The organism is Zeimonas sediminis (assembly GCF_023721795.1).
In the GTDB taxonomy this organism is placed as follows: Bacteria; Pseudomonadota; Gammaproteobacteria; order Burkholderiales; family Burkholderiaceae_E; genus Zeimonas; species Zeimonas sediminis.
Window position 1 is genome coordinate 1831224 of sequence record NZ_JAMQYE010000001.1, and the last position, 19436, is coordinate 1850659.

Annotated in this window: 21 protein-coding genes; 13 read left to right on the plus strand and 8 right to left on the minus strand. The window is 70.2% G+C overall.

The genetic code is table 11. The annotated features are described in order from the left end of the window. Positions 1-86: 86 nt before the first annotated feature. The gene (gene purM, locus M6I34_RS08530) at positions 87-1133 is read right to left on the minus strand and encodes a phosphoribosylformylglycinamidine cyclo-ligase (RefSeq protein WP_272485270.1); all 1047 of its coding nucleotides are present in this window, start codon (positions 1131-1133) and stop codon (positions 87-89) included. A 95-nt stretch (positions 1134-1228) separates the two neighbouring features. On the opposite strand from purM, the gene M6I34_RS08535 reads away from it, so the two are divergent. From M6I34_RS08535 to M6I34_RS08580, 10 genes are all read left to right on the plus strand, one after another. Continuing rightward, entirely contained in the window at positions 1229-2305 is a 1077-nt protein-coding gene (locus M6I34_RS08535; protein ID WP_272485271.1) for an AI-2E family transporter, read from the plus strand. After that, complete coding sequence (gene hda / locus M6I34_RS08540) at positions 2302-3063, plus strand: DnaA regulatory inactivator Hda (RefSeq protein ID WP_272485272.1); 762 nt, start codon at positions 2302-2304, stop codon at positions 3061-3063. The genes M6I34_RS08535 and hda overlap by 4 nt, the downstream gene beginning before the upstream one ends. Before the next feature lie 4 nt (positions 3064-3067). Then, on the plus strand, positions 3068-3787 hold the full coding sequence (locus M6I34_RS08545) for a histidinol-phosphatase (RefSeq protein WP_272485273.1): 720 nt from the start codon (positions 3068-3070) through the stop codon (positions 3785-3787). Continuing rightward, entirely contained in the window at positions 3784-5202 is a 1419-nt protein-coding gene (gene pcnB / locus M6I34_RS08550; RefSeq protein WP_272485274.1) for a polynucleotide adenylyltransferase PcnB, read from the plus strand. Before M6I34_RS08545 ends, pcnB begins: the two co-directional genes overlap by 4 nt. Before the next feature lie 16 nt (positions 5203-5218). After that, on the plus strand, positions 5219-5770 hold the full coding sequence (gene folK / locus M6I34_RS08555; protein ID WP_272485275.1) for a 2-amino-4-hydroxy-6-hydroxymethyldihydropteridine diphosphokinase: 552 nt from the start codon (positions 5219-5221) through the stop codon (positions 5768-5770). Between the two features lie 38 nt (positions 5771-5808). Further along, positions 5809-6159, plus strand: coding sequence for a DMT family protein (locus tag M6I34_RS08560; protein WP_147702810.1), 351 nt, complete (start codon positions 5809-5811; stop codon positions 6157-6159). A 19-nt stretch (positions 6160-6178) separates the two neighbouring features. Next, the gene (locus M6I34_RS08565) at positions 6179-6868 is read left to right on the plus strand and encodes a deoxynucleoside kinase (protein WP_272485276.1); all 690 of its coding nucleotides are present in this window, start codon (positions 6179-6181) and stop codon (positions 6866-6868) included. 60 nt (positions 6869-6928) lie between these two features. Then, on the plus strand, positions 6929-8245 hold the full coding sequence (gene paeA, locus M6I34_RS08570; RefSeq protein ID WP_272485277.1) for a polyamine export protein PaeA: 1317 nt from the start codon (positions 6929-6931) through the stop codon (positions 8243-8245). 262 nt (positions 8246-8507) lie between these two features. Further along, positions 8508-8717 carry a transcription antiterminator/RNA stability regulator CspE gene (gene cspE / locus M6I34_RS08575; protein WP_272485278.1) on the plus strand — a complete coding sequence of 70 codons (210 nt, stop codon included), beginning with the start codon at positions 8508-8510 and terminating at the stop codon, positions 8715-8717. Between the two features lie 80 nt (positions 8718-8797). After that, positions 8798-9046: a hypothetical protein gene (locus M6I34_RS08580; protein ID WP_272485279.1), complete on the plus strand. Its 249-nt coding sequence runs from the start codon at positions 8798-8800 to the stop codon at positions 9044-9046. On the opposite strand, the gene M6I34_RS08585 is transcribed toward M6I34_RS08580, so the two are convergent. Continuing rightward, the gene (locus M6I34_RS08585) at positions 9038-10759 is read right to left on the minus strand and encodes an NAD(P)/FAD-dependent oxidoreductase (RefSeq protein ID WP_272485280.1); all 1722 of its coding nucleotides are present in this window, start codon (positions 10757-10759) and stop codon (positions 9038-9040) included. The genes M6I34_RS08580 and M6I34_RS08585 overlap by 9 nt on opposite strands. Before the next feature lie 88 nt (positions 10760-10847). Further along, positions 10848-11885 carry a UDP-glucose 4-epimerase GalE gene (gene galE, locus M6I34_RS08590; RefSeq protein WP_272485281.1) on the minus strand — a complete coding sequence of 346 codons (1038 nt, stop codon included), beginning with the start codon at positions 11883-11885 and terminating at the stop codon, positions 10848-10850. A 161-nt stretch (positions 11886-12046) separates the two neighbouring features. On the opposite strand from galE, the gene thpR reads away from it, so the two are divergent. The 3 genes from thpR to phoR all read left to right on the plus strand — a co-directional run bounded on the left by thpR (position 12047) and on the right by phoR (position 14702). Next, positions 12047-12616, plus strand: coding sequence for an RNA 2',3'-cyclic phosphodiesterase (gene thpR / locus M6I34_RS08595; protein ID WP_272485282.1), 570 nt, complete (start codon positions 12047-12049; stop codon positions 12614-12616). Between the two features lie 69 nt (positions 12617-12685). Further along, positions 12686-13372, plus strand: a complete 687-nt coding sequence (gene phoB, locus M6I34_RS08600) for a phosphate regulon transcriptional regulator PhoB (RefSeq protein ID WP_272485283.1) — start codon at positions 12686-12688, stop codon at positions 13370-13372. Positions 13373-13400: 28 nt separating this feature from the next. Continuing rightward, positions 13401-14702: a phosphate regulon sensor histidine kinase PhoR gene (gene phoR / locus M6I34_RS08605; RefSeq protein WP_272485284.1), complete on the plus strand. Its 1302-nt coding sequence runs from the start codon at positions 13401-13403 to the stop codon at positions 14700-14702. Positions 14703-14748: 46 nt separating this feature from the next. Here the strand turns inward: phoR and phoU are convergent, their stop codons facing one another. The 5 genes from phoU to pstS all read right to left on the minus strand — a co-directional run bounded on the left by phoU (position 14749) and on the right by pstS (position 19355). After that, entirely contained in the window at positions 14749-15450 is a 702-nt protein-coding gene (phoU, locus tag M6I34_RS08610) for a phosphate signaling complex protein PhoU (protein WP_272485285.1), read from the minus strand. Positions 15451-15482: 32 nt separating this feature from the next. Next, a complete protein-coding gene (pstB, locus tag M6I34_RS08615; protein WP_272485286.1) occupies positions 15483-16313 on the minus strand; it encodes a phosphate ABC transporter ATP-binding protein PstB in 831 nt (276 codons plus the stop codon). A gap of 19 nt (positions 16314-16332) precedes the next feature. Continuing rightward, entirely contained in the window at positions 16333-17181 is an 849-nt protein-coding gene (gene pstA, locus M6I34_RS08620) for a phosphate ABC transporter permease PstA (protein ID WP_272485287.1), read from the minus strand. A 10-nt stretch (positions 17182-17191) separates the two neighbouring features. Then, positions 17192-18193, minus strand: a complete 1002-nt coding sequence (gene pstC, locus M6I34_RS08625) for a phosphate ABC transporter permease subunit PstC (RefSeq protein ID WP_418953545.1) — start codon at positions 18191-18193, stop codon at positions 17192-17194. A 127-nt stretch (positions 18194-18320) separates the two neighbouring features. Next, on the minus strand, positions 18321-19355 hold the full coding sequence (gene pstS, locus M6I34_RS08630) for a phosphate ABC transporter substrate-binding protein PstS (protein WP_272485289.1): 1035 nt from the start codon (positions 19353-19355) through the stop codon (positions 18321-18323). Positions 19356-19436 lie beyond the last annotated feature (81 nt).

The window sequence follows — 19436 nt, forward strand, 5'->3', positions numbered from 1 at the left end:
CGACCAGCAGGCAGGCTCCCAGAAGCCGCAGCCCGGCTAGAGGCGAGCGCGGCTGCGCGCGAGCCCGCTGCCGATCGTCCGGACGATCAGACGACCACGGTCTGCGGCGCATCGCCCCGCCGCTCGACGACCTCGCCGATCCTCCAGGCGGTCTCGCCGGCGTCGTGCAGCGCGGCCAGCGCGGCGTCGACCGAATCGGCCGGCACGATCGCGACCATGCCGACGCCGCAATTGAACACGCGGTGCATCTCGTCGTCGGCCACGCCGCCTTCTCGCTGCAGCCAGTCGAACAGCGGGGGCATGGTCCAGGCGTCGCGATGCAGCACCGCCTGCAGGTCTTCGGGCAGCACGCGCGGCACGTTGCCGACCAGCCCGCCGCCGGTGATGTGGGCCAGGCCGTGGACCGGCAGCGCCTCGAGCAGGCCGAGGACCGGCTTCACGTAGATGCGGGTCGGGGCGATCAGCGCGTCGGCGAAGCTGCGGCCGTCGAAGTCGGCCTGCATGGCCGGCGTGTCGAAGCCGCCATGGGCCCGCTCGACGATGCGGCGGACCAGCGAATAGCCGTTCGAGTGCACGCCGCTGGAAGCCAGGCCGATTACCGCATCGCCGGCGGCGACCTTCGAGCCGTCGAGGATGCGCGACTTCTCGACCGCGCCGACCGCGAAGCCGGCCAGGTCGTATTCGCCGTCGGGATACATGCCCGGCATCTCGGCGGTCTCGCCGCCGATCAGCGCGCAGCCGGCCAGCTCGCAGCCGCGGGCAATGCCGCCGACCACCTGTGCCGCGGTGTCGACATCGAGCCGCCCGCAGGCGAAGTAGTCGAGGAAGAACAGCGGCTCGGCGCCCTGCACCAGGATGTCGTTGACGCTCATCGCCACCAGGTCGATGCCGACCGTGTCGTGGCGGTTCAGCGCGAAGGCCACCTTCAGCTTGGTGCCGACGCCGTCGGTGCCCGACACCAGGACCGGCTCGCGGTAGCGCTTCGGAACCTCGAACAGCGCGCCGAAGCCGCCGATGCCGGCCAGCACGCCGTCGCGCATCGTGCGCCGGGCCAGCGGCTTGATCCGGTCGACCAGCGCGTCCCCGGCGTCGATGTCGACGCCGGCGTCCTTGTAAGAGAGAGATTCGGCCATCGTGGCGGTATCCGGTGGTGACGGTCGTGTGGCGTTCCGGCCGCGGGACGCCCCGCGCCCGATAAAATGGCGTTTTCCTGTCGGATTGTAGCCTCTTGCCCCTCACCGCCCGCCAGCGCCAGACCCTGCTGTGGACCGGGACAGGCGCGCTCTTCGTCTGGGCGCTGGTCGCGCTCGGCCCGGTGCTGACGCCCTTCGTCGCGGCCGCGATCCTCGCCTACGTGCTCGCGCCGCTGGTGGCCGCGCTGCAGCGCCGGCGCGTGCCGCGCGCGGTCGCGGCGGTGCTCGCGATCGCGCTGGCGCTGCTCGCGCTGCTGTCGCTGCTGCTGATCCTGGTGCCGATCGTCCAGAAGGAGTTCACGCTCATCCGCGCCGAACTGCCGGGCCTGGTCGCCTCGATCACCTCGCGGGTGCAGCCCTGGCTCGAGCGCACGCTCGGCGTCACGCCGCAGCTCGACGCGGCGTCGATCCGCGAGTGGCTGGCAGCCCAGCTCGCCGAGGGCGGCGACGACCTGCTCGCCACGCTCTTCGGCTATGCGAAGACCGGCTGGGGCGCCGCGCTGCAGGTCGTCGGCACGCTCTTCCTGGTGCCGGTCGTGCTGTTCTACCTGCTGGCCGACTGGCCGCAGATCACCGGGCGCGCGCACGACCTGATCCCGCCGCGCTGGAAACCCGAGATCGACGCGCTGCTGGGCGAGACCGACGCGCTGCTGGGCCAGTACCTGCGCGGCCAGATGCTGGTGATGCTGACGCTGTCGGTGTGGTTCTCGGCGGCGCTGCTGGTGGCCGGCTTCGAGCTGTGGCTGCCGATCGGCGTGCTGAGCGGGCTGCTGATCTTCATCCCCTACATCGGCTTCGCGCTCGGCTTCGTGTTCGCCGCGATCGCCGGCATGCTGCAGCTCGGACCGCTGGCCGGCTTCGTGTCGGTGGCGATCGTCTACGGCATCGCGCAGGTGGTCGAGAGCACCTGGCTCACGCCGCGCCTGGTCGGCGAGCGGATCGGCCTGCATCCAGTGGCGGTGATCTTCGCGCTGCTCGCCTTCGGCGCGCTGTTCGGCTTCGTGGGGGTGCTGCTCGCGCTGCCGATGGCCGCGATCGCTGCGGTCGGCCTGCGCCGGCTCAGGCGCGCGTGGCTGGACAGCGACTTCTACCGCCGCGAGTCTGGCCAGTGAATCGATCCGACCCGGGCCCGATGCGCCAGATCCCGCTCGAGCTGAGCGCGGCCGAGCCGGCCTCCTTCGACAACTACGTGGCCGGCGGCAACGCCGAGGCGCTGGCCGCGCTGCGCGCGCTCGCCGAGCCGGTGCCCGCCTCGACCGCCGCGCCGGCGACCGGCCGCGCGATCTACCTGTGGGGCGAGCCGGGCGTCGGCAAGACCCACCTGCTCGACGCACTGGCGGCCGCAGCGGGCGAGCGGGCCGCCTGCCTCGGACCGTCCTCGGAGGCCGAAGCCTTCGCAGAGGTGCTGGCAAGGCTGGGCACCGACACCGCCGCCCCGCAGGCGCCGGTCGTCATCGTCGACGACTGCGACCGCCTCGACGACGCGCGCCAGCAGGAAGTCTTCCACCTGTTCAACCGGGTGCGCGCGCTGCCCGGCGCGGCCTTCGTCGCGACCGGCACGCAGCCGCCGCTGGCGCTGGCCCTGCGCGACGAGCTGCGCACCCGGCTCGGCTGGGGCGTGGTGCTGCGGCTCGTGCTGCTGACCGACGTGGACAAGGCCGACGCGCTGCGCCGTGCCGCGCAGGGCCGGGGCATCGCGCTGCCCGACGAGCTGATTCGCTGGCTGCTCACCCACCGCTCGCGCGACATCCGCTGGCTGCTGCGCCTGCTCGACGCGCTCGACCGCTACGCGCTCGAGCGCAAGCGCGCGATCACCCTGCCCTTGCTGCGCGAATTCGAGAATGCCGAGCGGCTGGTAAAATCGCATTGAAATCATGCATTTAAAAGACACCCCCTCCAGCACTGCGCCGGCGCCCGGCGCCGGGCCCGCGCGGCTCGCGCTGTTCGACCTCGACTACACGCTGCTGCCGATCGACAGCGACTACGAGTGGGCGCGGTTTCTCGTGCGCATCGGCGTCGTCGACGGCGCCGAGTACGAGCGACGCAACGACGAATTCTTCCGGCAGTACCACGCCGGCACGCTCGACATCCACGAGTTCCTCGCTTTCCAGCTCGCGCCGCTCGGCGAGCATCCGCCCGAGACGCTCGAGCGCTGGCACGCGCAGTACATGGACGAGGTGATCCGGCCGCAGATCCGGCCGCGCGCGCTGGAACTGGTGCGCGGCCACCTCGACCGCGGCGACCTGTGCGCGATCGTCACCGCGACCAACGAGTTCGTCACCGCGCCGATCGCCCGCGCCTTCGGCATCGAGCACCTGATCGCCACCGGCGTGGAGCGCATCGACGGACGCTACACCGGCCGGCCGCACGGCACCCCGTCGTTCCGCGAGGGCAAGATCCTTCGCACCCGCGAGTGGCTCGCCGGCCACGGTCGCGACTTCGCCGACTTCGGCGAGAGCTGGTTCTACAGCGACTCGTCGAACGACGTGCCACTGCTCGAGCAGGTCACGAACCCGGTCGCCACGAACCCCGACGAGCGCCTGGCGGCGCTGGCCGGCGCGCGCGGCTGGCAGGTCCTGAGGCTCTTCGAATGATCCGCAAGCTCATCGACAAGCTGATCAACGGCCGCAAGGGGCCGCGCGCCGCGGTGCGGCGCAAGCCGAAGCAGTACCGCGCATCGGAACTCGGCGTGAGGATCGACAACGTGTCGCAGGGGGCGCTGCGCACCTGCGAGACGCTGCAGAAAGCCGGCCACCAGGCGTGGATCGTGGGCGGGGGCGTGCGCGACCTGCTGCTCGACCTGAAGCCGAAGGACTTCGACGTGGCCACCGATGCCACGCCCGACGAGGTGCGCGCGCTGTTCCGGCGCTCGCGGATCATCGGGCGGCGCTTCCAGATCGTGCACGTGATGCACGGGCGCGAGCAGATCGAGGTGTCGACCTTCCGCGCGATCCAGGAAGACGCCGAGACCGACGAGCACGGCCGCGTGCTGCGCGACAACGTCTGGGGCACCCAGGCCGAGGACGCCGCGCGGCGCGACTTCACGATCAACGCGCTGTACTACGACCCGGTCGCCGACCTGGTCCTCGACTACCACGACGGCGTCCGCGACCTGAAGGCGCGCACGCTGCGGATGATCGGCGACCCGACCACGCGCTTCCGCGAAGACCCGGTGCGCATGCTGCGCGTGGCGCGCTTCGTGGCCAAGCTCGGCTTCAAGGTCGAGCCGGCCACTAAGAAACCGATCGCGGGCCTCGCGCCGCTGGTGCGCAACGTGCCGTCGGCGCGACTGTTCGACGAGATGCTGAAGCTGCTCACGTCGGGACACGCGATGGCCTGCCTGCACGAGCTGCGGCGCGAGGGCCTGCACCACGGCATGCTGCCGATGCTCGACGTGATCCTCGAGCAGCCCGACGGCGAGAGCTTCGTGTCGATCGCGCTCGCGCGCACCGACGAGCGGGTGCGATCCGACCGCACGATCTCGCCCGGCTTCCTGTTCGCCACGCTGCTCTGGGAGCCGGTGGCGGCGCGCTGGCGCGAGCGCGTCGCGCGCGGCGAGCCCGCGATCCCGGCGCTGTCCGACGCGATCGACTCGGTCATCGACGAGCAGGGCAACCGGCTCGCGATCACCCGCCGGTTCCTCGCCGACATGCGCGAGATCTGGATGATGCAGCCGCGCTTCGAGCGGCGAACCGGCCGCTCGCCCTGGGGCCTGGTCGAGCACCTGCGCTTCCGCGCCGGCTACGACTTCCTGCTGCTGCGCGGCCAGGCCGGCGAGGTGCCCGACGAACTGTGCCGCTGGTGGACCGACTTCCAGGGCGCCGACGCCGGGCAGCGCGAGGCGCTGATCGCCCAGGCCCAGGCGGCCCGCGCCGGCGCCGGGGCCGGGGCCGGCGGTGCCCGCAAGCGCCGCCGCCGCAGCGGGCGCAAGGGCCGCGGCGAGGGCGGCGAAGGCCGGGCCGAGATCGGCGAGGCCCGCGACCAGAGCGATCCCGGCCAGGCCGCCTGAGCCCGGATCGCCCCGAATGGAAAGCCCGGCGCGCGCCTGGGTCGCCCTCGGCGCGAATCTCGGCGACGCCTGTCGGGCGCTGTCCGTCGCGCTGGCAGCGCTGGCGGCGCTGCCCGGCACCCGCGTGGCCGCGGTGTCATCGCTGTACCGCAGCGCGCCGGTGGACGCGGCCGGCCCCGACTTCCTGAACGCGGTCGCCGCGCTCGACACCGCGATGCCGGCCGGCGAGCTGCTGGCCGCGCTGCACCGGATCGAGGATGCGGCCGGCCGCGAGCGCCCCTACCGCAATGCGCCGCGGCTGCTCGACCTCGACCTGCTGATGCACGGCGACTCGGTGTCGAACTCGCCGGAGCTGTCGCTCCCGCACCCGCGCATGCATCTTCGCGCCTTCGTGCTGGCACCGCTGGCCGAGCTCGCCCCGGGCCTGGTCGTGCCGGGCCGCGGGCGGATCGATGCGCTGCTCGCGCGCGTGGCCGACCAGCGGATCGAACGCCTGCCCGCCGCGCCCGACTGGCCGGGGCCGACCAAGCTCGCGGCGCCGGGCGACCGCCCCGCGCCAACCACCTGAACGCCGCCCGGCAATCCATCCACTGCGCGAGAGTCGCGATGAGCACGCTGCCGATCCCCCTGCAGACGGTCCTGCTGCTGACGCTGTCGAACGTCTTCATGACCTTCGCGTGGTACGCGCACCTGAAGGACCTGGCGGCGCGACCCTGGTGGATCGCCGCGCTGGTCAGCTGGGGCGTCGCGTTCTTCGAATACATGCTCCAGGTGCCCGCGAACCGGATAGGATTCGGACACTTCACGCTGCCGCAGCTGAAGATCATCCAGGAGGTGATCACGCTCGCGGTGTTCGTGCCCTTCGCCGTGCTCTACATGAACCAGCCGGTCAAGCTCGACTACCTGTGGGCCGCGCTTTGCATGCTGGGCGCGGTGTACTTCATCTTCCGCTCGTGACGACTGCCTCTCGCTCCCGATGACCGACACCCCGACCTTCGCGCCGGGCGCCAGCCCCGATTCCGCCTCGCCCTTCGAACGCTTCCGGCACATCGTCGTCGAGGGGCCGATCGGCGCGGGCAAGACCTCGCTGGCGCGCAAGCTCGCCGAGCGCTTCGGCGCGCAGCCGGTGCTCGAGGAACCCGCGGGCAACCCGTTCCTCGAGCGCTTCTACCGCGACAGCCGCCGCTACGCGCTGCCCACCCAGTTGTTCTTCCTGTTCCAGCGGGTCAACCAGCTGCGCGACCTGGCCCAGCACGACCTGTTCTCGCAGGCGATGGTCGGCGACTTCCTGCTCGACAAGGACCCGCTGTTCGCGCGGCTCACGCTCGACGACGACGAGCTGAAGCTGTACCAGCAGATCTTCGACAGCCTGAGCCCGCAGGCGCCCACGCCCGACCTGGTCATCTACCTGCAGGCCCAGCCCGACACGCTGGTCGAGCGGGTGCAGAGGCGAGGCATCGCGATGGAGGCCGGCCTCTCCGAGCCCTACCTGCGCGCGCTGGCCGACACCTACAGCCGCTTCTTCTACCACTACGACGAGGCGCCGCTGCTGATCGTGAACACCGAGCACCTGAACCCGATCGAGCGCGACGAGGATTTCGCGATGCTGTTGCGCCAGGTCACCGAGTTGCGCGGACGGCGCAGCTTCTTCAGCATCGGCGAGTAGCGCGCCGCCTCACCAGCCCCGACCCGACCTAACCCGACCCGGTACCGTCACCGTCAACGCATGGAGTCTCCGCTCACACTGGTGCTGATCGCGCTGCTGATCCTGGCGAGCGCCTTCCTGTCGCTGTCCGAGATCGCGATGGCGGCGGCGCGCCGGCTGCGCCTGCAGCAACTCGCCGATGCCGGCGACCAGCGCGCCACGCGCGCCCTGGCGATCCAGCAACACCCGGGCAACTACTTCACCGTCGTGCAGATCGGCCAGAACATGGTGGCGATCCTCGGCGGCATCGTCGGCGAAGGCGCGCTCACGCCGTGGTTCGTGTCGCTGCTCGAGCACGTCGCCAGCCCGGCAGCGGCGGCCACGATCGGCTTCGTGGCCTCCTTCGCCACGGTGACTTCGCTGTTCGTGCTGTTCTCCGACCTGTTCCCGAAGCGGCTCGCGATGGTCAGCCCCGAGGCGCTGGTGCTGCGCGTGGTCGGGCCGATGCGATGGTGGATGTTCGTGCTGCGCCCCGCCGTGTGGGTCTTCGACGGACTGGCCAACTTCCTGATCCGCATCTTCCGCCTGCCCACCGAACGCGACGAGCGCGTGACCTCGGCCGACATCCTCGCCATGGCCGAAGCCAGCGCGCAGGCCGGCCTGCTGGCGGTGCAGGAGCAGCAGGTGATCGAGAACGTGTTCGAGCTCGACACCCGCACCGTGGAAAGCGCGATGACCGCGCGCGAGCGGATCGTCTACCTGCTGCTCGACGACAGCGACGAGCAGATCCGCAGCCGCATCGCCTCGGAGCCGCACTCCACCTACCTGGTCTGCGACCAGCACATCGACCAGGTGATCGGCTACGTGGACGCGCCCGACCTGTTCCAGCGCGTGCTGCAGAACGAGTCGATCTCGCTGAAGGACGAATCCGCCGGCGACCTGATCCGCAAGGTGCTGATCGTGCCCGACCGGCTCACGCTGTCCGAGGTGCTCGAGCAGTTCCGGCAGGCACACGAGGACTTCGCGGTCATCGTCAACGAGTACAGCCTGGTGGTGGGGATCATCACGCTGAACGACGTGATGAGCACGGTAATGGGCAGCCTGGTCGCCCCGGGTGACGAAGAGCAGATCGTGCGCCGCGACGACGGCTCCTGGCTGATGGACGGCCTGACGCCGATCGGCGACGTGGCCCGCGCGATCGACGCCGACGCCGCGCTGCTGCCCCACCGCGGCCAGTACGACACGCTTGCCGGCTTCCTGATGGTGATGCTGCGGCGAATCCCGCGCCGCACCGACACGCTCACCTGGGCCGGCCACCGCTTCGAGGTGATGGACGTCGACGGCTACAAGATCGACCAGGTGATGGTCACGCAGGTAAACCAGGCCGCGCCGGATTGAGCCCCGTGCATGGATGCGAAGGCATGCATCGTGGTGCGGGTCGACGGGCATGTCGAAGGCAGCGAAAATAAAGGTATCCCTGTGCCCCCGCTTCCTGTACTATCCGTTTTGTAGATCTGTTCAAGACTGTATTTCTGTAAGTCTCCTCTGCACCGGCCGGGTTCTCCGGCAGGCTCGGTCGAAATTCCCAGCGGTGAGTTTCTTGGCGTTTCTGCACTGCGTCGGCATGTGCTTGCGCAACACTCATCAAAAGGAAATCGACATGACCGAGACCGGTATCGTCAAATGGTTCAACGAAAGCAAGGGCTTCGGCTTCATCACGCCTGACACCGGCGGGAAGGACCTGTTCGCCCACTTCAGCGAAATCCAGGGCAGCGGCTTCAAGACCCTGGCCGAAAGCCAGCGCGTCCAGTTCGAAGTGGTCCAGGGCCAGAAAGGCCCGCAGGCCGCGAAGATCCGCGCGATCGACTGATCGGCATCGCGGCCCCTGCCCGGGGCACGCGAACGAAAACCGCGGCCCCGGCCGCGGTTTTTTTCTTTGGAGACGATCCGATGAAAGACCTGCAGGAAGCCACCGAGAGGATCTGCGACCTGAAGGGCAGCCTGATCGCGCTCGAGGCGCTGGTCACCGCGATGCTCCACGAGCTGCCGGCCGAGACCCGCGCCGCGCTCGGCACGACCTTCGAGCGCCACGCCGAGGTGGCGCGCACCGTGCTGCTGAACTCGCCGACCTCGGACCACACCCTCGCCGCCTTCGAGCGCGACGTGCGCCGCACGTCGGCGATGATCGCTCTAGCCTGACCCGCCGGCGATCATCCGCGCGCCGAGCGCCTCCGCCACCTCGATGCCGTCCACGCCCGCGGACATGATGCCGCCTGCGTAGCCGGCGCCCTCGCCCGCCGGGTACAGCCCCGCCACGTTCAGGCTCTGGTAGTCCTTGCCGCGCGTGATCCGCAACGGCGACGAGGTGCGGGTCTCCACGCCGGTCAGCACCGCGTCGGCCATCGCGAAGCCGGGGATCTGGCGCTCGAAGGCCGGCAGCGCCTCGCGGATCGCGGCCAGCACTTCGGCCGGCAGGCTCTCGTTGCCCGGCTCGGCCAGGTCGGTCAGCGTCACGCCGGGCTTGTACGAGGGCAGCACGCTGCCGAACTCGCGCGTGACCGCCTTGCCGTGACGTCCGGCCACGAAGTCGCCGACGAGCTGGCCGGGCGCGTGATAGGCGCCCCCGCCCAGCGCATAGGCGCGCGACTCCCAGAAGCGCTGGAAGGCGATGCCGTCGAGCGGCGACACCGGCCCGCTCGCGCCGCGATCCTGGCGGTAGTCCTGGGGCGAGATGCCCACGACGATGCCTGCGTTCGCGTTGCGCTCGGCGCGCGAGTACTGGCTCATGCCGTTGGTGACCACCCGCTCGGGCTCCGAGGTGGCGGCCACCACGGTGCCGCCCGGGCACATGCAGAAGCTGTAGACCGAGCGGCCGTTCTTCGCGTGGTGCACAAGCCTGTAGTCGGCCGCGCCGAGGATCGGATTCCCGGCGTTCGGGCCGAAGCGCGCACGGTCGATCAGGCTCTGCGGATGCTCGATACGGAAGCCCACCGAGAAGGGCTTGGCCTCCATGTAGACGCCGCGCGAATGCAGCATCGCGAAGGTGTCGCGCGCGCTGTGGCCGAGCGCCAGCACCACGTGGTCGGTGCGGATCTGCTCGCCGCCGGCCAGCACGAGGCCGCGGACCTGCCGGCGCGCGCCCCCGCCGGGCGCCGCGCCAGCGGCGCGCTCGCCGCCGGGGGCATCCTCGACCAGCAGGTCGACGACCTTCTGCCCGAAGCGGATGTCGCCGCCGAGCGCGAGGATCTCGGCGCGCATCTTCTCGACCATGCTGACCAGGCGGAAGGTGCCGATGTGCGGCTTGCCGACGTAGAGGATCTCCTCGGGCGCGCCGGCCTTCACGAACTCCTCGAGCACCTTTCGAGTGAGATGCCGCGGGTCGCTGATCTGGCTCCACAGCTTGCCGTCGGAGAAGGTGCCTGCGCCGCCTTCTCCGAACTGCACGTTCGACTCCGGATTCAGCACGCTCTTTCGCCACAGCCCCCAGGTGTCCTTCGTGCGCTCGCGCACCGCCTTGCCGCGCTCGAGCACGATCGGGCACAAGCCCATCTGGGCGAGCACCAGCGCCGCGAAGATGCCGCAGGGCCCGAAGCCGATCACCACCGGCCGCGGCCGCTGCGACGCGCAGAAGTCGGCCGGCGCCTGCGCGACAAGCCGGTAGCGGGTATCGGGCGCGGGGCGAACGTGGCGGTCGTCGGCTAAGCGCGCCAGCACCGCGGCCTCGCCGGCCACCTCGCAGTCGATCGTGTAGATCAGCACGATCGCGGTCTTGCGGCGCGCGTCGTAGTTGCGCCGGAACACGGTGAAGCCGAGCAGGTCGACCTCGTCGATGCCGAGCCGCGCGGCGATGGCCGGGCGCAGCGCGTCCGGCGCATGGTCGAGCGGCAGGCGGAGTTCGGTGATCCTCAGCATCGGGCGGGCACGATTCGAGGGCGAGAGCGTCGCATCGGGCGAATTCTGCCAGTTTGCCGCGACGCCGCCGCGCCAAGCGGCATCGGGCTCAGCCGCCCGCCGGATACCCCGCCGGATTCCCGCTCTGCCAGCGCCAGGCGTCGGCGCACATCCGCTCCAGCCCCAGCTCGGCGCGCCAGCCCAGCAGCCGTTCGGCCAACGCCGGATCCGCGTAGCAGGCGGCGATGTCGCCGGGCCGGCGATCGACGATCCGATAGGGCACCGGCCGCCCGCTCGCCTTCTCGAAGGCTCGGACCATGTCCAGCACCGAGTAGCCGGTGCCGGTGCCCAGGTTCACCGTGAACGCGCCTGCTTGCGTCTTCACCCGGTCGACCGCCGCGAGATGGCCGCGCGCCAGGTCGACGACGTGGATGTAGTCGCGCACGCCGGTGCCGTCGGGCGTGGGCCAGTCGCCGCCGAACACCGACAGCTGCGGCAGCCTGCCGACCGCCACCTGGCTCACGAAGGGCATCAGGTTGTTCGGGACGCCGCGCGGGTCCTCGCCGATCAGGCCGCTCTCGTGCGCGCCCACCGGGTTGAAGTAGCGCAGGATTCCGATCGCCCAGCGAGGGTCCGAAGCGGCCAGGTCGTTCAGCACCTGCTCGACCATCCACTTGCTGCGGCCGTACGGGTTGGTCGGCCCGGTGCGCGCGCCTTCTTCGATGGGCACCTTGTCGGGGTCGCCGTACACGGTGGCGGATGAGCTGAACACGAAGCGGGTCACGCCGGCCTCGCCGAGGCAGCGCAGCAGCGTGGTCGTGCCGCCCACGTTCACGTCGTAGTAGCGCAGCGGCTGCGCCACCGATTCCCCGACCGCCTTCAGGCCGGCGAAGTGGATCGCCGCGTCGAAGCGCTCGCGCTCGAGCAGCCGGCGCAGCAGCGCCTCGTCGCGGACGTCGCCCACGACCAGCGGCACCGGCCTGCCGACGATGCGCTCGACCCGCTTCAGCGACTCCGGGTTCGCGTTCGACAGGTCGTCCAGCACGACGACCTCGCGGCCGGCCTGCATCAGCTCGACCACCGTGTGCGAGCCGATGTAGCCGGCCCCGCCGGTCACCAGGATCCTGCCCGCCGTTTCGCCTGCCATCGCTCCGCGCCCCGTTCGCCTGCCGTTCCAGTGAGCGGAAGTCTCTCATGTCCCCTGCACAGGCGCGTGTGCGCAGTTGCACGGAAAGCGTCCGGCCCGCCCCGCCTTCGATCGCGCCGCGGGGAATGCCACCGGCGGGCCCGGCTACGTACAATCGACCGATGGCCGAACCGACCGCTTCGCGCTTCTTCGTCGCGCTGCGTCCCGACCCGATCGCCGCGAGGCGGCTCGGGCAGCTGGCGGCCGACCTCGCGCGGCAATGCCGCGGCAGGCCGCTCGCCGCGCGCGACCTGCACCTGACGCTCGCCTTCATCGGCGAACTGCCGTTCTCCGAGGGCGATCGCCTCGCCGCGCTGCTTGCCGGCCTGCCCGAACGCAACCCAGGCTTCGCGATGGACGAGATCGGGCGCTTCGGCCCGGCGCTGCTGTGGGCGGGCCCGGAGGAACAGCCCGTCTGGCTCGCGGAGATGGTCGCCGCGGTTCGCGAGCGCCTGAGCGGGGGGAAGGTGAAGTTCGACCGCCGCCCCTTCAAGGCGCACCTGACGCTGGTGCGCAACGCGCGCGACCGGGTCGGCGTCGAGCGGGCCGTCCGCCATCTGCACGCGAAGCACGCCTGCCCGGTCTCGCACTGGCGGCTGATCGTCGGCGGCTCTCATCCCGATCCATCTCCCGAGCGGCGCTACCTGTGGCGCAAGCTGCCGGCCGCGGCCGGCGGCGCCGACGCTCCGTGAGCCGGCGTCATCGTTCCGTCACCTGCCGGTCATAATCTGAAGGGCGTCGAAACCAGCAGGAACCGCCCTGTGTCCGCACGCATACTGATCGTCGAAGACGAGCCCGCCATCCGCGAACTGCTCGGCGTGAACCTGCGCCACGCCGGGCACCTGCCCACCGGCGTCGAGAGCGCGGAGGCCGCGCAGGCGCATCTCGACGTCATGATCCCCGACCTGATCATCCTCGACTGGATGCTGCCCGGACAGTCGGGCATCGACTACGCGAAGAGGCTGCGCGCCGACCCGCGCACCCGCGAGATCCCGATCCTGATGCTGACCGCGCGCGCCCAGGAAGGCGACAAGCTGCAGGGCTTCGACGTGGGCGCCGACGACTACGTGACCAAGCCGTTCTCCCCGCGCGAACTGCTGGCCCGGGTGCGCGCGCTGCTGCGGCGGGCCGCGCCGGAAACCGCCGAGGACCCGGTCGAGGTGGCCGGCATCCGGCTCGAGCCGGCGACGCTGCGGGTGTTCGCCGGCGACACGCCGGTCAGCCTGAGCCCGACCGAGTTCCGGCTGCTGCACTTCTTCATGAAGCACCCCGACCGGGTGCTGTCGCGCTCGCGCCTTCTCGACAATGTCTGGGGCGACCACGTGTATATTGAGGAGCGAACGGTCGATGTCCACATCCGCCGCCTGAGGCTGGCGCTGCAGCCCACCGGCCACGACAGGCTGATCGAAACCGTTCGCGGCGGAGGCTACCGCTTCCTGCCGGCCTGAACCGCGAACTCGCCATCCGCCGCAACACTTGGCCTTCTTCCTCCGCTATCTCGCCGCGATCGTCGCCATCCTGGCGGTCGGGCTGCTGCTGGAGCGCTTCGCGCGGCCGGGCCTGGCGTTCTGGTGGATGGCCACGGCCTTCGGCCTGCAGTCGCTGCTGTCGGCGGCGCACCTGGCACAGCTGAACCACTGGACCGCGCTGCCGCGCAATCGCGAGTTGCCGGCCGGCATGGGCCCCTGGCGCGGCACCTTCGACCGCCTGGCACGCTTCGTCCGGCAGGAAGCCGACGCGCGCGCCGAGATGCTCGGCGAGCTCGAGCGCATCCACGCCGCGGTCGACCGCCTGCCCGACGGCCTGGTCGTGCTCGACCGCTTCGACCACGTCGTGTGGAGCAACGTCGCCGCGCAGGAACTGCACGGCATCTTCGGCGCGCGGCGGCCGATCCACCACTTCATCCGGCAGCCCGAGTTCCACGCGATGCTGGCCTCGGGCGAGGCGGCGCAGCCGATCCGGCTGACGCTGCCGGGCCGCCCCGGGCGCATCTACGAATTGCGCCTGCAGGGTGCGCAGCGCGACCAGCGCCTGCTGATCACCCGTGACATCACCGAGCACGCGCGGCTCGACGCGATGCGCAGCGACTTCGTGGCCAACGTTTCGCACGAGATCCGCACGCCGGTCACCGTGATCGCCGGCTTCGCCGAGACCCTGCTCACGCTGGATCTCGACGAACGCGAGCGCAGGACCTACCTGGAGTCGATCCTGCGCCAGAGTTCGACGATGCAGCGGCTGGTCGAGGACCTGCTCACGCTGTCCACGCTCGAGGCCAGCATCGACCGCCCGCCCGACGACGAAACCGTCGACGTGCACGAGATGCTTCGCGCGCTGGTCGACGAGGCGAAGGTGCTGTCGAACGGGCGGCACGCCTTCGAGCTCGAGCTGCTCGGACCCAGGCGGGTCGACGGGATCGCCGCCGAGCTGGAGAGCGCCGCCCGCAACCTGCTGACCAACGCGATCCGCTACACGCCCGACGGCGGCAGGATCTCGGTCAGCTGGTCGGTGCACGACGGCGAGGGCTGGATCAGCGTCCGCGACACCGGCATCGGCATCGCGCCGGAGCACCTGCCCCGGATCGCCGAGCGCTTCTACAGGGTGGACCGCGGCCGATCGCGCGAAACCGGCGGCACCGGACTGGGCCTGGCGATCACCAAGCGGATCATGCTGCGCCACCAGGGCTCGCTGCACGTGGCCAGCGAGCTCGGCAAGGGCAGCACCTTCTCGCTGCGGCTGCCCGCCGCGCGGCTGCGCGCCGACGACGCCGGGGCGACGTAGCCGGGGCGACGTAGCCGGCCCGACAGCGGCCTGCGGCCCCGCCGGCTCAGCCCCCGGCCGCGATCCGGGCGATTTCCTCGGGCGTGGCGTGGCGAAGGTCCACACCCTCGACCACGTTGACCACGTACTCGGCGATGTTGCGCGCGTGGTCGCCGACCCGCTCGATCGACTGCACCACGAAGATCAGCGCCAGCGCCGAGGAGATCGTGGCCGGCCGCTCCTTCATCACCGCGATCAGGTCGGCGGTGAGCGTGTCGCGCAGGCCATCGACCTCGACGTCGCGCTCGCCCAGCGCGGCCGCCGCCCGGATGTCGTGGCGCACGAAGGCGTCGATCGCTGCCCTGACCATGTCGGCGACCACCGTGGCCATCCGCTCGATCCGATCCATCGCGATCGGCGCCTGCGCGTTCTGCAGGTCGCGGGTCTTCATCGCGATCTTCTTGGCCTCGTCGCCGATGCGCTCGAGGTCGTTGTTCGTGTGGATGATCGCGATGATCTCGCGCAGGTCGATCGCGATCGGCTGCTGCCGCGCGATCGTCTGGTGGCAGCGCAGGTCGGACTCCATGTGCAGCTGGTTGACGCGGTTCTCGTCGGCCAGCACCTGGGCGACGATGCCCAGGTCGCCCAGGCGGATCGCGTCGACCGAGCGGATGAACTGCCGCTCGACCAGCCCGCCCATCGTGGTGACGACGCTGCGCAGCGCCTCGATGTCGGTATCGAATTTCTTGAGGGTGTGGTCCTGAACCATCTGTGTGCTCCGCTCGCCGGCGCGCAGCGCGCTCAGCCGAACCGTCCGGTGATGTAGTCCTCGGTCGCCTTCTTCTTCGGCTTCACGAAGATCTGGTCAGTCTGCCCGAACTCGACCAGTTCCCCGAGATACATGTAGGCGGTGTAGTCGGAAATCCGCGCCGCCTGCTGCATGTTGTGGGTGACGATCGCGATCGTGTACTCGGATTTCAGCTCGTTGACCAGTTCCTCGATCTTCGCTGTCGAGATCGGGTCCAGCGCGCTGGTCGGCTCGTCGAGCAGCAGCACCTCGGGCTTGACCGCCACCATCCTCGCGATGCACAGCCGCTGCTGCTGCCCGCCCGACAGGCTCAGGCCGCTCTGGTCGAGCTTGGTCTTGACCTCTTCCCAGAGGGCCGCCTTGCGCAGCGCCCACTCGACCCGCTCCTCCATCTCGGCCTTGGACAGGCTCTCGTAGAGCCGCACGCCGAAGGCGATGTTCTCGAAGATCGTCATCGGGAACGGGGTGGGCTTCTGGAACACCATGCCGACCTTGGCGCGCAGCAGGTTGACGTCCTGCTTCGGGTCGAGGATGTTGCGGCCGTTGAACAGGATCTCGCCCTCGGCACGCTGGCCCGGGTACAGGTCGAACATCCGGTTGAAGGTGCGCAGCAGCGTGGACTTGCCGCAGCCCGACGGGCCGATGAAGGCGGTGACCTTGTTGCGCGCGATGTCGAGCGACACGTCCTTCAGGCCCTGGAAGCGGCCGTAGAAGAACGACAGGTTGCGCACCTGCAGCGCGGCGGGAACCTCGGTCGCCGCGGCGCCCGCGTTCGCGGGGCGGGCCGCGGACGTCGGCGGCGGGGTCTGGACGGTGGCGTTCATCGGACTTGCGTCTTCCTTGTCAGGCCTGGACCTTGCTGCGGAACAGCACTCGGGCCGAGATGTTGATGCCGAGCACGATCAGCGCGATCAGCGCGGCGGCGCCCCAGGCCAGGTGCTGCCAGTCCTCGTAGGGGCTCATCGCGAAGTTGTAGATGACCACCGGCAGGTTGGCCATCGGCTTGCTCATGTCGGTGCTGAAGAACTGGTTGTTCAGCGCGGTGAACAGCAGCGGCGCGGTCTCGCCGATGATCCGCGCGACCGCCAGCAGCACGCCGGTGATCACGCCGCCGCGCACCGCGCGCAGCGTGACCGCCAGGCTGACCTTCCAGCGCGGCGCGCCCAGCGCGAAGGCCGCCTCGCGCAGGCTGCCCGGCACCAGCTTCAGCATGTTCTCGGTGGTTCGCACCACCACCGGGATCGCGATCAGGCTCAGCGCCAGCGAGCCGGCCCAGCCGGAGAACTGCTTCACCGTCGCGACCGCGATCGCATACACGAACAGGCCGATCACGATCGACGGCGCCGACAGCATGATGTCGGTCACGAAGCGGGTGACTGCGGCGAAGCGCGACTTCGCGCCGAACTCGGCCAGGTAGATGCCCGCCAGGATGCCGATCGGCGTGGAGACCAGCGTCGCGAAGCCGACCATCATCAGGCTGCCGACGATCGCGTTGGCCATGCCGCCGCCCTCGCTGCCCGGCGCCGGCGTCGAGGCCAGGAAGAAATCGGCGCTGAACGCGCTCAGCCCGTTGTAGAACAGCGTCCAGAGGATCCAGAACAGGCCGATCAGGCCCGCCGCCATCGACACGTAGGAGAAGGCGAGGCCCAGCCAGTTGACCAGCTTCCGGCGCCGGTAGATTCCGCGGCTCATCGCGATCTCCTCAGCTGCCGGCCCGGGCCGCGCTGCGGTCGGTCAGCCACTTGGCCCCGATCAGCACGATCACGGTGATGACGAACAGAAGCAGGCCGAGCGCGAACAGCGCCGGGATGTGCAGGACCGGGTCGGCCTCGGCGAACTCGTTGGCCAGCGTCGACGCGATCGAATTGCCCGGCGCGAACAGGCTGGAGGCGAGGCGGTTCGCGTTGCCGATCACGAAGGTGACCGCCATCGTCTCGCCGAGCGCCCGGCCCAGGCCGAGCATGATCCCGCCGATCACGCCGACCCGCGTGTAGGGCAGCACGATGTTGCGGATCACCTCCCAGGTGGTGCAGCCCAGGCCGTAGGCGGACTCCTTCAGCACCGGCGGGACGGTCTCGAACACGTCGCGCATCACCGACGCGGTGAAGGGGATCACCATCAGCGCCAGCACCATGCCGGCGGTGAAGATGCCGATGCCCAGCGGCGGGCCGGAAAAGATCGGCAGGCCGGTCGCGCCGAGCAGCGGCTGGATGTATTCCTGCAGGATCGGGGCCAGCACGAACAGGCCCCAGAAGCCGTAGATGATCGACGGAATGCCCGCCAGCAGCTCGATCGCCGTGCCCAGGGGCCGGCGCAGCGAACGCGGACAGGTCTCGGTCAGGAAGACCGCGATGCCGAAGCTGATCGGCACCGCGAACAGCAGCGCGATCGCCGAGGTGACCAGCGTGCCGTAGATGCCGATGACCGCGCCGTAGACGTCGTCGGTCGGGCTCCAGGTGGTTCCCCACAGGAACCCGAAGCCGAACTCCCGGAGGGCCGGCCAGGCCTCGACGACGAGCGATGCCAGGATGCCGAGCAGAGCCAGCAGCACCAGCGCGGCGAAGGTGAAGGTGACCCAGCCGAACAGGCTGTCCTGGGCGGCGAAACGGCGCACGCGCCTGGCCAGCGCCACCTCGGCGGCATCGGCCTCGCCGGCGGGTGCCGGCCGAAGCTCGGCCGGGGTGGTGCTTGCCGTGGTCCCCATCGGTTTCTTCATTCCGTCATCTTGACAAGAAAACGGGCGGCGTGGCCAGCACCGGCCTCCGCCGCCGTTCCGGGAGCAGGCATCGGGCGGGCTTCAGCACCCCCGCCCGCGCCGACCCCAGCGAGGCTCAGTCGCCCAGCACCGGCTTGCCCGACGCGTCGCGGATCTGGGACCACGACGCCTCGATCTGCTTCACCACGTTGGCCGGCAGCGCCACGTAGTCGAGCTCGCTCGCCAGCTTCTGGCCGTTCTCGAGCGACCACTTGAAGAACTTCAGCGCCTCGGCCGAGCGCTCCGGCTTGTCGGCCTTCTTGTGCATCAGGATGAACGAGGCCGAGGTGATCGGCCAGGCGTCGGCGCCGGCCTGGTTGTTCAGGCTCACGCCGAAGCCGGGCGCCGAGTTCCAGTCGGCGTTCGCCGCCGCGGCCGCGAAGGTCTTCTCGTCGGGCTGGACCGTCTTGCCGTCGCGATTGACCAGCGCGGCGTGAGTCATCTTGTTCTGCTTGGCGTACGCGTATTCGACGTAGCCGAGCGCGCCCTTGATCTTGGTCACGCTGGCGGCCACGCCGGCGTTGCCCTTGCCGCCGATGCCGGAGGGCCAGTTGACCGTCTTGCCGGCGCCGACCTTGTCCTTGAACTCGGCCGACACCTCGGCCAGGTAGCCGGTGAACACCGCAGTGGTGCCCGACGAATCCGAGCGGTAGACCAGCGTGACCGCGGTCGACGGCAGCTTCACGCCGGGATTCAGCGCGGCGATCGCCGGGTCGTTCCACTTGGTGATCGCGCCGCGGTACAGGTCGCCCAGGACCTTGCCGCTGAGCTTGAGCTGGCCCGGCTGCACGCCCTCGAGGTTCATCACCGGCACCACGCCGCCGATGATCGCCGGGAACTGGACCAGGCCGTTCTTCTCGAGGTCCGCGCCCTTCATCGGGTCGTCGGAGGCGCCGAAGTCGACGGTCTTGGAGTTGATCTGCTTGACGCCGCCGCCCGAGCCGATCGCCTGGTAGTTCATCGCGTTGCCGGTGGCCGCCTTGTAGGCCTCGGCCCACTTCGCGTAGATCGGGGCCGGGAAGGTCGCGCCGGCGCCGGTGATGTCGGCCGCCTGGGCCGACAGGACCGCGGCGAACAGGCCGCCGGCCAGGATGGTGATCTTCGTCTTCATGGAGAGTTCCCTCTCGAGGTTGGGAGATTCGACAAGGGAAGACTAAGCGGGGGGGATGACGGTTATGTTACAGCCGTCACA

Bases quoted from the DNA above. Each gene is read 5' to 3' on its own strand.
- purM (WP_272485270.1), bottom strand. From the start codon at position 1,133: ATGGCCGAATCTCTCTCTTACAAGGACGCCGGCGTCGACATCGACGCC.
- M6I34_RS08545 (WP_272485273.1), top strand. From the start codon at position 3,068: ATGCATTTAAAAGACACCCCCTCCAGCACTGCGCCGGCGCCCGGCGCC.
- pcnB (WP_272485274.1), top strand. From the start codon at position 3,784: ATGATCCGCAAGCTCATCGACAAGCTGATCAACGGCCGCAAGGGGCCG.
- folK (WP_272485275.1), top strand. From the start codon at position 5,219: ATGGAAAGCCCGGCGCGCGCCTGGGTCGCCCTCGGCGCGAATCTCGGC.
- M6I34_RS08560 (WP_147702810.1), top strand. From the start codon at position 5,809: ATGAGCACGCTGCCGATCCCCCTGCAGACGGTCCTGCTGCTGACGCTG.
- M6I34_RS08565 (WP_272485276.1), top strand. From the start codon at position 6,179: ATGACCGACACCCCGACCTTCGCGCCGGGCGCCAGCCCCGATTCCGCC.
- paeA (WP_272485277.1), top strand. From the start codon at position 6,929: ATGGAGTCTCCGCTCACACTGGTGCTGATCGCGCTGCTGATCCTGGCG.
- cspE (WP_272485278.1), top strand. From the start codon at position 8,508: ATGACCGAGACCGGTATCGTCAAATGGTTCAACGAAAGCAAGGGCTTC.
- M6I34_RS08580 (WP_272485279.1), top strand. From the start codon at position 8,798: ATGAAAGACCTGCAGGAAGCCACCGAGAGGATCTGCGACCTGAAGGGC.
- M6I34_RS08585 (WP_272485280.1), bottom strand. From the start codon at position 10,759: ATGCTGAGGATCACCGAACTCCGCCTGCCGCTCGACCATGCGCCGGAC.
- galE (WP_272485281.1), bottom strand. From the start codon at position 11,885: ATGGCAGGCGAAACGGCGGGCAGGATCCTGGTGACCGGCGGGGCCGGC.
- thpR (WP_272485282.1), top strand. From the start codon at position 12,047: ATGGCCGAACCGACCGCTTCGCGCTTCTTCGTCGCGCTGCGTCCCGAC.
- phoU (WP_272485285.1), bottom strand. From the start codon at position 15,450: ATGGTTCAGGACCACACCCTCAAGAAATTCGATACCGACATCGAGGCG.
- pstB (WP_272485286.1), bottom strand. From the start codon at position 16,313: ATGAACGCCACCGTCCAGACCCCGCCGCCGACGTCCGCGGCCCGCCCC.
- pstA (WP_272485287.1), bottom strand. From the start codon at position 17,181: ATGAGCCGCGGAATCTACCGGCGCCGGAAGCTGGTCAACTGGCTGGGC.
- pstC (WP_418953545.1), bottom strand. From the start codon at position 18,193: ATGGGGACCACGGCAAGCACCACCCCGGCCGAGCTTCGGCCGGCACCC.
- pstS (WP_272485289.1), bottom strand. From the start codon at position 19,355: ATGAAGACGAAGATCACCATCCTGGCCGGCGGCCTGTTCGCCGCGGTC.